The sequence below is a fragment of the Taibaiella sp. KBW10 genome (assembly GCF_003852495.1).
GTDB lineage: Bacteria > Bacteroidota > Bacteroidia > Chitinophagales > Chitinophagaceae > Edaphocola.
In genome coordinates, this window is the sequence record NZ_QAJI01000007.1 from 1 (window position 1) to 15,690 (window position 15,690).

The 15,690-nt window shown below is 44.2% G+C and carries 10 protein-coding genes and 1 tRNA gene; 2 read left to right on the forward strand and 9 right to left on the reverse strand.

The features are described from left to right. Positions 1-2,147, reverse strand: a 2,147-nt coding sequence (locus tag DBR32_RS13955; RefSeq protein ID WP_148089217.1) for an SdrD B-like domain-containing protein, incomplete at its 3' end; no start/stop codon positions are given. Between the two features lie 335 nt (positions 2,148-2,482). Here DBR32_RS13955 and DBR32_RS13960 point away from each other — a divergent pair. Together DBR32_RS13960 and DBR32_RS13965 are read left to right on the forward strand one after the other, a co-directional pair. After that, the gene (locus tag DBR32_RS13960) at positions 2,483-2,677 is read left to right on the forward strand and encodes a hypothetical protein (RefSeq protein ID WP_124636985.1); all 195 of its coding nucleotides are present in this window, start codon (positions 2,483-2,485) and stop codon (positions 2,675-2,677) included. Positions 2,678-3,080: 403 nt separating this feature from the next. Beyond that, on the forward strand, positions 3,081-4,742 hold the full coding sequence (locus DBR32_RS13965; RefSeq protein WP_124636986.1) for a T9SS type A sorting domain-containing protein: 1,662 nt from the start codon (positions 3,081-3,083) through the stop codon (positions 4,740-4,742). A 353-nt stretch (positions 4,743-5,095) separates the two neighbouring features. On the opposite strand, the gene DBR32_RS13970 is transcribed toward DBR32_RS13965, so the two are convergent. From DBR32_RS13970 to DBR32_RS14005, 8 genes are all read right to left on the reverse strand, one after another. Continuing rightward, positions 5,096-5,167, reverse strand: a tRNA-Met gene (locus DBR32_RS13970). Between the two features lie 174 nt (positions 5,168-5,341). Further along, a complete protein-coding gene (locus DBR32_RS13975; protein WP_124636987.1) occupies positions 5,342-5,791 on the reverse strand; it encodes a DUF4274 domain-containing protein in 450 nt (149 codons plus the stop codon). A 13-nt stretch (positions 5,792-5,804) separates the two neighbouring features. Beyond that, entirely contained in the window at positions 5,805-9,938 is a 4,134-nt protein-coding gene (locus DBR32_RS13980) for a DUF6531 domain-containing protein (protein ID WP_124636988.1), read from the reverse strand. 17 nt (positions 9,939-9,955) lie between these two features. Beyond that, positions 9,956-11,293, reverse strand: coding sequence for a hypothetical protein (locus DBR32_RS13985; protein WP_124636989.1), 1,338 nt, complete (start codon positions 11,291-11,293; stop codon positions 9,956-9,958). Positions 11,294-11,295: 2 nt separating this feature from the next. Further along, a complete protein-coding gene (locus DBR32_RS13990) occupies positions 11,296-13,470 on the reverse strand; it encodes a type VI secretion system Vgr family protein (protein WP_124636990.1) in 2,175 nt (724 codons plus the stop codon). 85 nt (positions 13,471-13,555) lie between these two features. Continuing rightward, positions 13,556-14,038 (reverse strand): hypothetical protein, encoded by a 483-nt coding sequence (locus DBR32_RS13995; protein ID WP_124636991.1) that lies wholly within the window; start codon positions 14,036-14,038, stop codon positions 13,556-13,558. A gap of 6 nt (positions 14,039-14,044) precedes the next feature. Continuing rightward, positions 14,045-14,512, reverse strand: coding sequence for a T6SS effector amidase Tae4 family protein (locus DBR32_RS14000; RefSeq protein ID WP_158606003.1), 468 nt, complete (start codon positions 14,510-14,512; stop codon positions 14,045-14,047). Positions 14,513-14,900: 388 nt separating this feature from the next. After that, positions 14,901-15,689 carry a hypothetical protein gene (locus DBR32_RS14005; RefSeq protein WP_124636993.1) on the reverse strand — a complete coding sequence of 263 codons (789 nt, stop codon included), beginning with the start codon at positions 15,687-15,689 and terminating at the stop codon, positions 14,901-14,903. Between the last annotated feature and the right edge of the window lies 1 nt (position 15,690).

The window sequence follows — 15,690 nt, forward strand, 5'->3', positions numbered from 1 at the left end:
TCATTACCCGTCACTCCACCAACCTGTTCTCCTGTATTTACCCAGTTTGAAGGCAAGGCAACCGATGGATTACTGCTGCCTATAGCGGCATTGGTGGTGCTGATAACGGCTGTATAAGTAGTGTTTTCAGCGGCCTTGTTGAAGGTAAAGCTACCGGTAGCCGTCACTGTAGCAGTATCGATGATAAGCCCGGCGCTATTGAGCAGGTAAGCATATAATTGTTGACCGGAGGGCTTATTGATACCGCTACCATCTACCATGTCATTGCCATTCATAGCATCAACATCATTAAACACATTACCTTTAATAATACCCAAAAAAGGAAGATCCAAAATCGCGGCATCGCTTGATTCTTTGCCTGCATTATCCGTTATTTTAAAACGGATTCTAACCTTAGAAGGTCCTGCAGAGGAAGGGTCAACAGCAATATTTTGTGTGGGCTGTCCCTGTGCATTTGTTGGAATAGAAACCCCATCAGCAGGAAAGTTTGCTGCCGTATAAGTTACATTGTTGATCGTAATGCTGGTAATGCCAAAGGGGAAAGTAATGATGCGTAATGACGTTAATGTACCCCCGTCCGGATCGGTACCACCGAATTCGGTGGCCGGTACTGTTGCGCTATTGGTACCGCCGGGGTTATGTTGCGCAGCGGCAGTATTACTTGTAGGTGTTGGGAGCTGTTCTATACCAAAGTCTGCATTGCTGATGGAGGTACTGCTAATGGTTATGGCAAAACTTCCATTTGCAGTACCATCTCCGGCTGTGGTAATGCCTTCAGCAGTATTAGCCCAACCGGAAGGTAAAGAAGCCGCCGGTGCCGCCTGCCCTACCGTACCTGCAGTCGTACTTAATATTATGCTATAATCGCCGGGAGTTACATTGGTAAACTTATATTGTCCGGAAGTATTAACCGGGACGGTAGCCACTACATTTCCAGCTCCATTGACCAAGAGTGCATTTAGCGCATTTATAGCATTAGTAGGGATACCATCAATTGTACCCCCATTAATGTCATTATATACCGTACCACTTAGGGTTACCAGTGTATTGTAATCAACCGTGATGGTAGCCGCATTGGAAGTCAGTTTGGCATTATCCGTTACCGTGTAATTGATCGGTGTAGGATTAGCTGTAAAACCCGATTGTGGTGTGAATGTAACCGCACCGGTACTGCTGTTCAGTGCCCAGGTACCCTGATTAGGTACGGTAAAGCCGGTTACATCGCCCTGAGCATCGGTAGTGATACCCGTTGCTCCTGATGGTGCCACCAAACTGAGGCTGTCTTTAGACAATGTTCCGCCGTTAGGGTCACTATCATTGCTCAGTATATTCGATACCGTAGCAACAGTACCTGGTGTCTGGTTATTCAGGTTGTCATTCGTAGCGGTCGGTTTATAGTTCAGACCGAAGTTGACACCTGATACATTACTGTTACCTACGGTTACATTCGTACTGCCATCAAGTGGTGTCGCATCGGTAGAACCTACATTATTATAACCTCCGCCTACACTTAACACTACGGTATAGTTACCCGGAACCAGGTTGCTGAAGGTATAATTACCACTTGCATCTGTTGTATTAGCACTAGCATATACACCATCTTTCTGAAGGGTTACACCTACATTAGGGAACACCGTACCGTCTGGCGTACCGGCATTGTTATCATCATATACTGTGCCGGAAATTTCTGCATTCTTAAGTAATCCCGCATCTTTGTATAAATATGTTGCGGTAAAATTATGGGTACCGGTTTTGCCGGTGTTTACATTACAAGCCGACCATTGATCTTGCGGTACGCCCGCGGCACCTTGTGTTGTATAGCCTGTATATCCCGCGGGAACGGGAATGGGAAATTGTACAAAGTACATGCCTGCCGTAACATTATTGAAGGCGTACATGCCATTGGCATCTGTAGTGGCTGTCGCAGTTGGCGTAGCATTATCAGCCACATTATCTCCATTCGCATCTGCAAACAGTTTTACCGTTACGTTGCTTACTCCGGGCTCTCCACTATCTTGCCGGCCATCGCGGTTTACATCGTACCATACCCTGTCTCCTATGGTAATGGTTTGCGCCTGCACTTTTTGTTGCGATAAGCATAATAAACTTGTAGCTATCAATGCAGCTCTGATCACTTTTCTTTGCATAAAGGGGGGGGCTTTATTTTATAATATTCTGATTTGATAGATATAGTATTAATTTCCTTAAATAGCTACCAGAACATAGTCGTCAAATCGACAAATTATCTTAATTACTAATTCACAAAATTGAACTATTTCAAAGAACCTGACAATCACCCAACAGGGTGAAAATGGTTGCCAGTATGTTAATAAAAAAGGTAGCGACTTTGCGAATAGCTCTCCCCTATTGTTTTAGAGACAAAGTGTTTTTAACCAAATACCAATACCCTTTATTGCAAATCCGGAGTTCAAAACCCATTGACAAAATACGCTTTCAATGGCACTACAAATAAATACCGTACATGTTGAATATGGCGAGCAATCAAAATGAAGCAGCCGGTATACTTTTGCCTTTTCTGTTATTTGATCATAGAATTTTAAAAGACGGCAGCTATCCCGTAGCGATTACCGAATACATAGATTGTACTATACGGATTATCGGGTATAAACGTGCCCGGAAAAACCACTGTAGAATGGAAGAAAAGACAGCTACATGATGTTAGAAAACACAATTGAACGGATGTCGTAGCGAGCCATATCTATGAATGCTGCTACGGGGGTGAAACGAGCTATTATTGGCTTGATATTGAAGGGTATCAAAAAAAACAAAATCTCTATATAAAAGGTTCAGAACCTCATCGCAATCTGCCTTTATTCAATTTTGCCGGCTATTCTTTATAAACGGTATATAATTTAAAGCTTCCCAACCACCTCGGTTATTTTATTGTCTTGTTTAATGTACTATCATATTCACAAATTTGAGAATATTCTATTTATCATAATATAATCATACTATGCTGAGACCTGCTATATTGAACCGTTCCCCTTGAGCATTTGTGATATTTATCCTTCAAAAAATTGCTCCCTTCAAAAACATGTAAACAACCAAAAACGAAATTCATGAATAGATTTAAATTCTCCCTTCCCCTTCTGCTCTTATCCATAAATTCACTTTCTGTAACGGCACAAACCTTTATCCCTCCGGCGGCACCTTCTTTCCTAAATGGTATATTCGCAGGTGCAAGACCAGAGATGACATCCTGCTATTCTCAGCGGAATATCAACACTGTCCAATTTGGAATGACGGATCTGTATGTAGGCAGTTGGAGTACAAACGATCCGGGTCTAACAAACAGCGAAGTCACTTACTGTTTTTCTGTACCAGGTACACCTGGTACACCAATTGCCTCGCTCACGACCGGCAGGATCCAATATACGCAGCCAGTTGCTGACCTTGAGGTAGGTATGGTGTATGATAATAACTATGGCGAGGATGTTTTGCTGGTAGCCTATTATGAATTTGGAACCGGCCATCAGCTCGACATTTACCGGATCAATGGCCCGGCATCCAGCCCGTTTACTAAAGTATCTACTATTCCACTCTCTTCATCTTCTTCTTATGGGCGTATTCGGATGGATAGCCACTTAGGGTATGGCGTCGTTATTGTCTGGGAGCATCCCGGTAACGGTATAGAAACAATAGTATGTAATAATGGTAATTGGAGTGGTACAGCACAGCTTGCAGGAACTTTGGATGAAATGGGACCAGACGTTGCTTTCAGCCACAGTACGCCAGTTTTAAATTTACACTTTGTATATAAGAACAGAAATACCAACGATATAACAGAATCTGTCCTTCCATGGTCTCAGGTATTGGCTATCCCGTTTGGGAATACCATTAATTTGACCCCGCAAATAGAAGACGTTAATACTGCACCAGCAGACATATCAAACCTTACAATAGATTGCCCAGATCACTATAGCAATGAAAACTGGGCTTATACTTATACAGATGGCGCTAGAGTATACGTGAGATTTGTAAATTACTTTGCAGCGGAAACTCCTACTACTGAAATAATCAACCCCGACCTGGTATCTTATTGGAAGGCAAGAACCCCTACGATTCACTATGGTGATGGCGCCTTGACAGGACAGTCTGGAAGGGTTATGGTGGCATGGTACAGTCCGTATAATGGTGGCGACTCCCATTATTTGGCTCAGGAGTTTGATGAAAACCTAAATGTGCTTAATCCTACAACGCCAAATGAATATTACAGACTTCCGAGTAGTGTTGCTGCATGGACTTACACCAGATCGGGAGTTGCATTTAGTAAAATGAGTGATGCTATAATGGTGCCTTTGTACCTGTACACTACCTATATTACTGAAGTATTGAACAATGGGACTTACCAGCTTCACCATGCCTTCCATGACTTTGCTACCACAAATGCTTTCAGAGGGCAGCCGATTGCCCAAACGCCATACGAAGTATGTAAGCAACATAGAACCAAGGCAATTGTCAGGACAATTAATACACCTGCGTATCCCAATCCTTTTTCGCATGGCTTCAATAATAGTTTCAGCTTAACGGAAAGCAGCCAGATTACCCTACAGGTTGTAGATATCAAGGGATCGGTATTAAACGAGCATACTGAGCATAGACCGAGCGGCACCCATACTATCAAAATGGATAATATGGATAAGCTGGCAGCCGGCACTTATTTTTTAAACACTTTTATTAATGGTAAAAAGACAGGTACCCAAACGATTATTAAAAACTAATTATCAGTCATAATATTAATGAAATAGGGCGCTCTTTGAGTTGCCCTATTTCATTAATATTATTCGACTTATTTTAGAAATTGAATTTACACGCTCCTTGGATCAGCGTATATAGGCGTCTTCCCGCATTGCCATACTTCTATAGTGGGGTATCCAAAATCAGACACGGCATTTTAACTTAAATGAGATAAAGGCCACTACTGTGCAGCAGATAGTCTTTTTAATGAGGATGAAAAATAAGTATAATTAGGTTTATGCCGCTGATATTAAAAGTCTACCGAGCTTGGCTAGCAATAAATTAAAGACATAAAAAAACCGGAAAAGTGAATTGTTATTTCACCTTTCCGGCTAAGTAGCGAGGGCTGGAATCGAACCAACGACCTTCGGGTTATGAGCCCGACGAGCTACCGCTGCTCTACCTCGCGCTGTTGAGAGTGCAAAAGTAGGACATTTTATCGATAATACAACACTCCGTAAAAAATAATCAGCATATTTAAATTTGCAATATAGCATTACGCGCATGTAAGCACCCATTTGGTCTGTCCTTTTGTTATGTACAATAGGGATATACGCCACAGGCCTGGGCTAGCGATTATCCGCTAATCATAAAGGTCTTCAATTTCATTAAACAAATCTTCGGGTATACCCTCGATAAAGCCCTCGGGATAGGGCACTTCTTCGCCAGACAGTTTTTGATACATTAATTGCGGTATTGTATTTTTCGCTTCTTCTTTTACGTAAGTCGTCCAATCATCCCCTTCATCATCCTGAGGATTGAAAGCAAAAAAATGCTGTTTGTAATAACCAGTACGGTAATTTTCTTCTATACGTTTCTTATTTGAGAAATCCCTACCCGGATTGGATTTCCAATAGATCATCAATATGGTTGCCTTATCTGTATCGGGATTAGCGACCAACCAGTCTATGAAAGACATATAGTTATCCCAATTCCAATCTATGACCATCTGATGCCATACTTTAGGGTTTTGTTTTTTTGCGAAATCAATGATCTTATTTAGAGCGATTTCTTCTATTTGCTTTTCTTCCATAAAAAAATAAGTTTTAATGGCACTTAATAGGATTACCCGAATGAGTTCTTTTACTTAATCTTGCTCTTTCAGCCTTCTGAATTTTACTGATCTCTTTTCGTGCTTTTGTTTTACTAATCTGATTATTATTAAATCTATCAGAAACAGATTTGACTTTAAGTTCCATATCATCATTAATATCAGGATGTGAGCCTCTATGATAATAATCAAATCCATGTTGGTTTGCAATGCCTTCATTTTTGGGTAGATACACGCCATTGTTGGCTAAGTCTTTTGCACCTCCTAAACCAATATCGTCAAAAAATTGCTGATTGCCTACCCATACTTCATGTGGAATGACATGATGCGCTTGAAAATCGCCTCTAACAAAGGGATTCATGTTATGCGTCATGCCTGCCTTATTCATATTCCGACCCAGGGTTCCACTACCCTCGCTTAATCCCAAAACATCTAACCAGTTATTGGTATCGTGTACATATCCATAAAGCGCTAATCCTCCCCGTAACCTAATCGGATCCTGACTCAGGTATAATCCCGAGTTTGGATCATAATAACGGAAGCGATTATAACATAATCCCGTCTCCGCATCAAAATACTGCCCCTGGTAGCGCATAGCTACAAAATTGGCAATACCCGTTTCTTTCCTGACACCTCCGTATATATTCAGCTCCCGCTCCCAGATCAGTGCTCCATTACTATCAAAAGCCTGTATAGGTGTACCTAAATAATCAGATACTATACTAAACCTTTCTCCATTTATTAGTTTCGCTATCGGGCTAAAATTCCCCTCTTCATACACCCAGGTGGTAATATTTTCTGTTGGCTCTGCTTTATCGTAAAACAACTCGCCCAGTGCACCAACCAATAATTGCGGCCGCTCGGCTGTATCGTAATCCCACTCTTGCAACAGCACATTACCCTCCCAAAGATAACGGATTATTCTATTTCCGGTAATCTTGGCGGCGCGCCGTCCCAAAGCATCATACTCGAAGCTACAGCGGCTGCCATCGGGCTTTTGCACGCATTTGAGCATCCCGTTGGCATACCAGGTATAGTGCCGGCAGCCGGGCTGCCATTTTTTACCGGGATCTTTGCCGTGCAGGGGGAAGGGGCTTTGCAGCTCGAGGTTACCCAAGGTATCATAGTAGTAATGCCAGCGTTGGTCTTTATCCAGCCGTCCACCCCGGGTATAAGCCCTGTCGGTACGATCCGGAGTCTCATACAGGTTACCTACTTCATCAGGTGTCTTAAATTCTATTTCGTTGCCACCCGGTTTTGCACTCACCAATTGGTTAAGCGCATCATAGCCGTAGGTAATGGCCTGCCGGTTAAGCTGGTTGATGCTTTGTACCAGTTGGTTGGCAGCATTCCATTGGTAACTGCGTTTATAGCTTTCTCTGCCGGTTCCGGTTTGTACGGTATGGGCTATGGGCCTGCCGCTGCTATCGTATGCAAAGTTGCTGTGTACACCACCGGTAAATGCGTAGGCGGTGGCCTGGCCGCGGGTATTGCGGGTTATATGCGTTTCCCATAGTTGTTCCCCGTTCCTGGCCTGTATATGGTTGAGTTGTCCCAACTGGTTATATTGCTGTGTTATATCGGCACCCAGGGTACTGCCTATGTGCCCGCGCTGTCCGGCATCATCATAAACACTGGTAATGGTATGTCCTTTATCGGCTATACCCCGGCGCTGGGTTTCGGATACAATACGGCCGTTGTTGTCGCGCTTCAGGGCAATATAACTGTGTTCATTTTGTGCCGCTATGAGCAGACCGTCTTTATCGTAACTATAGCTTTCCCAGCTGCCATCTGCATATTCGGCATAGCTGATCTGCCCTTTGCCATTGTAACGGTAGCGGGTATGCTGCCCGCCCGGGCCTTTAATACCTAAGACCCTGCCGGCTGCACTGCGCAGGTAATGCCGGGTAAGCTCGTCAAAGCCGGTCTCGGCAATAATATCGCCGGCGGCATTGCGGCTAAAGGTATAGGTTTCGTGGTGCTCGTTAACCACTTTGGTGAGACGTTCCATCTTATCATATTGGAAACGTACCTGAGTACCTCCCTGCCGGCTTTTTACGAGGCTGCCAAGTGGTGTGTAATCAAAGGTGGCTATAGTTTCGCCATTACGATCCAGCTCTGTTACCTCATCGTAAGCATTGTAGTGCAGCTGCTGCTGGTTGCCATCGGGTTGTACAATGGCTATTACCCTACCAAGATCATCATACCGATAGCGCAATATGCTGCCCTCAGTATCTATGACATGCAATACCTCACCTAAAAGGCTGTACTGCCATTGCGTGCGCAACCCGGCCTCATTACTCAGCTCAATCAGGTTGTAAAACCGGTCGTAGTGCAGGTTTAAGCTTTGTACTCCTCTGCTGATGTGTTCCGGCAGGCCGGCATCGTTATATTGGTATTGTGTTACGGATCGGTCGGGATGTATGACCGCCCTGACCAGTTTACTATCTTCATAATAGGTAAATACTTCCTGGCTGCCCCCGGGACTGATATTAACGAGCAGGCGATCCTGCTCATCATACAGAAATTGCTTCGCAGTGCCATCGGGATAATGAATGCCACTCAGGTATCCTTTATCAGTATAGGTATAGCCGGTGATATTACCATCCTCATCTACTTCCCTATAATGCTCCATATACTCGGTATACTGGAATATTTTTGTGCCTCCGAGAGGATTAACGATGCGCTGCACCAACTGGTTTTCGTCGTAATGATAGATAGTTGTGGCCCCGGTAGCATCGGTAATTTTATTATATCCTTTTTCGGGATGGTATTCGAGCCAACCTTCCTGCAGGCCGCCATCGCCCCAGGTATGGGTACAACGCCCCAGCTCATCATAGACCCAGTAGAAGCTTTGGCCGTTACGATCGGTCTTTTTCACCATTTCATATCCGGTATACTGTATACGGGTGCTCTGACCAAGTGCATCGGTGATCGTGGTCATATTGCCGGCTGCATCGTAAGCATAGGCAACTTTTCTTTCCTCCAAGGGACCTATAGATATGGTAGCCGCCAAAATGCGCCCACTGGCATCGGTATCGATCATGATATTGCGGCCTGCACTATCGGTGATTTTCTTTAATAGCTTGCCCTGATATTCCAGGTGGATCGCACAATTGCTTTCATTCGTTATCCTTGTGAGTTTATAATAGCCGGTCGTTTGCGGTGTAAACAGATAGCTAAGATTTTCTTCATGATGAATGGCCTCAAAATGGTCTGTATAACGTTTTAAGGTAACTTTTTCCTGGCGCAGGTAAAAGGCATCTCCCACAGCAAGGTTGGGAAAAGCGACTACCCTTCCGTCTGGCATACGCAGACCCAGGGCCTCTTCTTCGGGATAGTATTGAATTTCCCTGTCGTATTGCCAATGACATCCATGACCCAACATGCCTTGATAGTCTGAATCGGAATACCAGCTCCGTTTCCAATCAAAGGGAATGGGCCCGGGCAGGCTAAAGTCGGTACCATCGTATACTACAGCACCGTTTACAAAATTGACGGGCTCGAAGCCTGCATGGCAGAGCGCACGGCTAAGCCAGTTGGGGCCGACCGCATTTTTAAGTAGTTTGTTGAATAATTTCTTGCCATATTTCATAATGGCACCGAAGCCAAAGCCCATGACCATGTTCTTCAGCATACCTCCCCAGTCGGGCACATAAGGGCCTCCCACATTTACAGGGGCGCCGGTAGGGATGGGCAAAGAAAAGGAAGTAGGAGCAAACAAGGTGGGCACTACTTTCCAGAATTTTTTCTTACCCGGCTGCAGTGATAAGGGGATACCGATATCGTTACAAGTCATGACCATATAGCCTTTGGGCGACAGGCGGCTGCCGTCTGCATAGCTATTCTGGCTGGCAAAGAAGTTGGTTGATTCATGCCCGATAATGGGTGTCATTACCCAGGGTGGTGTAAATAGCGGTATATGCACCAAGGGAATGATAATCCCGCTGGTATCGGACACGCCTCTTTTTATACCATTTACATGTACGGTGCCGCCGATAAAAGGCACATAATCCATAGGATCTAATACCAGCCCGATGTACGGGTGGAAAGGATTGAAAGGCGGCAGTGTGGTAAAGTGTATGTCAATACCTATGACAGGCGTAAAATGATTATCTGTTAAGAGCATGCTGACAATAGTTTTATTTATGAAACATATTCTTCCGGCGCTACTGCCAGATGCTTTTTGGCATTTCGCTGCCAGTCTTCAGTATAGAGCCAAGCCATGCGTTGCTCTATCTCCTTTTTTTCCGCTTCCGGCAATACATTCTTCTGCAAATAATAATAGGCAATGACTGGAAAACCGGAAGTACGTAACAATTCATCTTCTAATGGATAAGCCATAAGAAACCCTTTGTCCGCAAGATCCTTTACCAGATCCCGTTCATGCTTTCCGGCCACCAAAAGGGCATTTTGATAGGCGCCTATGGCCGCCACGGTCTGTTCATACCGCTCGAGTATATCGGCCTGTGCCCGAAAACTGGCAATACTTTCTTTATATTTTTTCAGGATGCTTAAGTAGGCTCCTTTGTAGCTATGGAACTGCGCAATCATACCAACGGCCGACAACCTGGCCTGTTCATCATCCAGCATCGATTCGCAGATCTGCAGGCCATTATTCAGTAGTTTTTCAATCCGCTCACTTTCCTTAAAGCCAAAGAGGAAGCCTGCATATACAATATGGGCTGAGGCCCAGAAAAGCTTATTACCACTACTCTGTGTGGCCAGCAAAGCTTTGTCACCCCATTCTTGTACACCGCTTAACCGGCCTGCTTTAGCGGCCGCTCCCATTTCAAACAGACAGGTTCTGAACATTACCTGCGGATCGTCAGGGTTGCCAGAAGTAGCCAAATTCCGGTAAATATCACCGGTATCAAAAAGGCCTTCTGCTTTTATGCTGATTCTGTCCGGAGTGTTTTTTCCAAAAAGATAATCGTATTGTTGCGCTCCGGGATCATCTATCAGCATAAGGGCCACGGTCTCCGGTAACTGCCGGTATAATTTCAATATCCATTCAGCAAACTGGATATGGTCCGTAACGGCATAAGGCATAAGCCCCACAACCATTTTTGCCGGCTTTCCTTCATAGCGTTTGAAACTATGTAACATATCGGCCAAAAGTGTGATCTGGTCACTTTCGCTTGCATTGGCGGGTAGTGCTGCCTGGCGGATTTTGAAATCGGGGTAATCGACCCAATCAGGCACTTTACCTTGCTCCAGGTCGGTACCAAATATATGTAACCAATCGCTGAGCAGTGCGCTGCCATAGCTGTCTGAAGATTCGAATGGCGTCAGCATGACAATAAAGCTTTCTTCCAAACTACCATGCGGGGTTGATTCTAATTTTAAAAACCCTTTAAAAATATCAATATCTTTTTTTTCGACCAGCCATCTTACAAGCTTGTACGCCCGATCCACTACAGACCGGTTCCACTGTTCCTGAAGCCGCGAAATGGCAAATGCTATGGGGTTATGCTCATTCATGATTAATTGATATTAACGGTAGCCCCTTGCACTGCGGTAATTCCATCTGCTTTTACCGTCGTAACGGCGCCCTGGGCCGTAAGCGACCCTGTTGCTTTCACATCTGTCGTACCGCCGGAATCGACGGTAGCTTTGGTATCGCTTTTCACGGTTACATCATTCTTGCCGGACAATAAGGTTTTCAACCCTTTTATTTCTATCTTGGAGGAGTCGCCACCAGATTTGGCGATCTCAATCTCGTCTGCATAGATCGTGATCTTATCCCCTTCCAGGGTAATGCTGGCTTTTCCATTTGTCAGCTCAACTGTTTGAGAAGAAGTAACGGTCACTTTATTGTTCCCATCCACGACTACGGAATTGCCTCCTGTTTTATCTACAATAGATATGGCACCGCCATCATTAAGACTTACGGTATGCCCGCTTTTGGAACTAAAGCTCTTTACATTATTTTCGCCGCCGCCGCCGCCGCCTACTTTTCCGGTGAACATGCCCCCCATAACATAAGGCCTGTCCGGATGGTTGTGTACAAAGCCCACCATTACCTGGTCCCCCACTTCGGGTATCGCCATAAATCCACGGTTCTTACTTACTTTACCACTGCTGCCGGCATCCGGTGTCATGACACGAATCAGCTCAGAATAGGCGTCGCCCTGCTGCCAGTCGAACTGTACCTGTACCCTTCCCTGATTATCTTTATCGGTATTGGACTTTATGGTGGCCAGTTGTGGCTCAGCTATCGGTGTCTGGAACCTGGGACGGGGCATATAGCCCGTATCGGCTCCTATGGCTTCAAAGTAGCCCACATAATTCCCTTTTGTATCTACAGAATGTACGACCTCAATAATCATCAACCGGGTGAAATAGTTACTTTCTTTGGCCCCGGCCTTGCGCATTTCCATCTCTACGGTACAGCCAGGGTATAAAAAGGGTACCGAGGTTCTGCCCGAAGTGGTAAATACATTTACGGCAGCACTACCGGCCGTACTCTTCTGCGCGGCCTCTACATCTTTACCTGTGCGTGCTTTTATCGGTGCTACACGTAGCGAAGGGGTTGTGAATACTTTTTCTGAAATGCTCTGTGCATCTTTTCCTAATGTGGATTGGTGGCTGATACTGGTTTTACCCGCGGTCAACTTCTCATCCTGGGCACTGTTATACCCATAAAAACTCGGGGATACATGCACCGCCTTAATGTTAACTTCTATTTCGTCTACATCCCGGCCAAAAACCAGCTTTATGGCTTTTTCGGGTGGGGGCATTTTACCAAAATGCAATATCTTTCCGTCGTAATAGAACTGCTCCCCATACGCTTCTGCAGTGCGTGCAAGAAAGTTGTAATGTGTCTCATCGTATTGGCAACTATAGCCCACGGTATCATAAGCAGGCTCTACACGGGTTTCATAATCGCCACCCAGGCCTTCTTTCAGTACAGATTGTACAATACTGCTCAGACTCATCGGGCTTGTACCTCCAAAGCTTTGTATATGTGGCGCGCCATCCAAAAGGTAGGTAGGACTATAGCCGGAAATAACTATATTTCCCATATTCCCATGCTCCCGGCTGAGCCCAACCCTGGTCACGATACCTATAAAATCACGCTCAGGGCTACCTGTCAGGTTCTTATAGGAGAGGGTTACGGTAATACGTTTACCCAACATGCCCTGCGCTTCGGCCAACTGATGGTCTTGGGGCGTACCCAATGCATCATAATCGAGCGTGAGGGAAAAGCTATGATGGTGTACAGCACTTTGGCTCATTTGAAAATGCTTGTAATGACGGATCATTTGCCCGTCTATAACGATTTTTAGCAAAGTAAGGTGCGATACGCCCAGCATATCGGCTGCTACAGCGGCAAAGCTATCGGCCGTATTAGGAACAGGATTCCCGCTATTCATCGTGCTATCGCCACCGGGATTAATTCCGCCACCTGCAGGATTAAATCCCGATGGACTTGTGTTTGCAAAAGCACCCGCCGCCTGCTGCGCCATACCTGTATATCCAGCCACCTGGCCGGCTATCTGCGCACCCTGCTGTACCTTTTCTTTTGCAGCTTCTGCTTTTTCTCCTGCGGCCTCGGCCGCTTTATCCACTGCCTGGTCTGCAGCGATACCGGCTACCTGTCCAGCCAGATCCTTAGTACCCGGTAAGGGCTGTCCTGGTTTATTATCTTGAAACATAAGCTTTTTGTTTTAGCGTTTGTGTTTGCTTTAATCACTTATTATTGATGCCTTATGCGGGCAGGTATACGCGGGGTAGTTATGGTCAGGGTTCAAGGGAAAAGCCATCTTCAGCATAGTAAGGATCTCTATGGGTCTTCAGGTCTACCGGCTTGTTGTATCGTTTCCGCAATTGTATCTTCTGTCCATCCAACTGCAGGTTCAAATGTTTGTCTTCTGCTTGTAGGCTTGCCCCAGATTTGTATTGGGCATGGCTTCCATAGGTAAGGGCTTGTAGCGACTGATACGTTTTGGCAGCATCACTCCATACAAAGTCGGCATCCAGGAAAAGCTCCGTGCCGATCTTATATTTGACCAGTATGGTATCTCCTATCACGGCATCTATACGTATGGCCTGCACCTGTTCTTTACGAGTAGTATCGCCTTGTGTGCCATCAAGTGTATATACATTTCCCACAAGGTCTTTATTCACCTTTTGTGCTGTCGCTTTGCAACTGGAAAGGCAGCCCAATATCAGGCCTATAATACCACAGATAATCATTTTCCCGATCGGCATTTCCAACTTCATGTTCTGTTATCTTTTATGGTTTGCAATGTATTTACCGTCTATATATTCCCAAAAGTATATGAGCTTGTTATCATAAAATCCGCTCCCGATTACGCCATTGGAGATCACATCTATATGTCCCGGCCCATCGCCGCCCCTGTTGGGATGGGCAAAATAGATGATCCCGTTTTTGGTAATAAAATCTATCTTCTTCCACTGCCCTGTGGGATGCTTATACTCTTTGGGCGCTCCGAGCCGGTCTGTACCCGATAGCCAGTCGGCCAGTGCCTGTGCGCTAGGCTGGTGCACAATACCGTCTGTATGACTATGGGTTTCCCGAAACCGGGAAGAGCCCGAAACACTAATTTTATTTTTGTGCAGTGTGATACTCATGCGTATACCGCACTCATTATCCGCCCTGTTGCAGTGTTCGCTAGGTGTAGCAGGATAATGCGCCATAAGCTGTGACGGAGCGGGAAATGTACTTTTTGACATAGTATGCGGGTTGGTCATTCAACAATAAATATCTCTCAAATATGTCTTATTATTCTATACGAAGTTAACAATTAAAATCCTATGGAAAAGCTAAGAAACCTTTTGTTAATCCAAGATTTGATTGCCTCAATAATATCGTTGTTTCCAGATTGATAATTTCAAAAAAGGTTGCTCCCCTTCAGAGGTGATCTAAATTGTGATAAGGTCTTTTTTATATTGTATATATGATTTCTGGCCTTGATGCTGTAGCGTGTATCGTATCAATTTTCGGTGCTCTTGCTTGTGTCAATATTTTCCTGTTCATATACTGTCCTTTTCCGGTTGCTTTATCTTTTGAGGAAACGCCAAGAATGGTGTTCGCATCAATATCGAAGGTCTAATTGCAGCATTATTGATTCTTCTTTAGCTTGTAGCTTGTAATTTCACCCGTGATTTTATTCAGTAGGTCACTGGTAAGCATAACCTCATCATTTTTTCTTGTAATTGAAAATTTTGAGTTGATGTTATCCTTTTCGCGTAAAACGATTTTATTTGGATTACGCTCCAGAATAAGCAAATCTTTATCTAAAATCTCCTTATAGCTATCTAATCGAAAAGTTACTTTATTACCTTCAATATTAATATTAATCATCGCGTATGCACGTGGATCAGCAGATTCTTCTTTAATCCGAAGAAAATTGCATTCATATTTGCCATTCCAACTTTGACTTTTCGCACTGTTATTCAATGCAAAGTCCCATTTTTTTAAAACTTTATCTTTATCCAGCAATAAGATTGAATATCCCTCTTTTTGATTTCTTGTTTCGACTTTATGATTTGCAGCATTATACCCATTAAATTCAAAGACATCAATTATTTTATACAATTCCTGATCTTCATTTGACAGCAACTTTTCTATACTGAACAAATAGCGCTCTTCATTATTTTTTTTATAAATAGAATAAGTTAAGCTATCATTCTCCTGTATCTTATCTGATTTGAGAGAAGTGTAGGTATTGAGTTCATCACCGGAATAAAATTCCTTTCCAACATAAAGTTCCTCTTTACGATCTGTTTTACTGATTTCTTTAGCAGCAATAACTTTCGCAGGATCTACATTTTGGGCATTTTGTGCATTTTGCGCTTTACAATTAGTTAGGATTAATATTAAAAAAATCCACTTCAGTTTGATGATCATT

Excerpts from the sequence above, each read along its gene's own strand:
- DBR32_RS13960 (WP_124636985.1), top strand. The coding sequence starts at position 2,483 with ATGTTGAATATGGCGAGCAATCAAAATGAAGCAGCCGGTATACTTTTG.
- DBR32_RS13965 (WP_124636986.1), top strand. The coding sequence starts at position 3,081 with ATGAATAGATTTAAATTCTCCCTTCCCCTTCTGCTCTTATCCATAAAT.
- DBR32_RS13975 (WP_124636987.1), bottom strand. The coding sequence starts at position 5,791 with ATGGAAGAAAAGCAAATAGAAGAAATCGCTCTAAATAAGATCATTGAT.
- DBR32_RS13980 (WP_124636988.1), bottom strand. The coding sequence starts at position 9,938 with ATGCTCTTAACAGATAATCATTTTACGCCTGTCATAGGTATTGACATA.
- DBR32_RS13985 (WP_124636989.1), bottom strand. The coding sequence starts at position 11,293 with ATGAATGAGCATAACCCCATAGCATTTGCCATTTCGCGGCTTCAGGAA.
- DBR32_RS13990 (WP_124636990.1), bottom strand. The coding sequence starts at position 13,470 with ATGTTTCAAGATAATAAACCAGGACAGCCCTTACCGGGTACTAAGGAT.
- DBR32_RS13995 (WP_124636991.1), bottom strand. The coding sequence starts at position 14,038 with ATGAAGTTGGAAATGCCGATCGGGAAAATGATTATCTGTGGTATTATA.
- DBR32_RS14000 (WP_158606003.1), bottom strand. The coding sequence starts at position 14,512 with ATGTCAAAAAGTACATTTCCCGCTCCGTCACAGCTTATGGCGCATTAT.
- DBR32_RS14005 (WP_124636993.1), bottom strand. The coding sequence starts at position 15,689 with ATGATCATCAAACTGAAGTGGATTTTTTTAATATTAATCCTAACTAAT.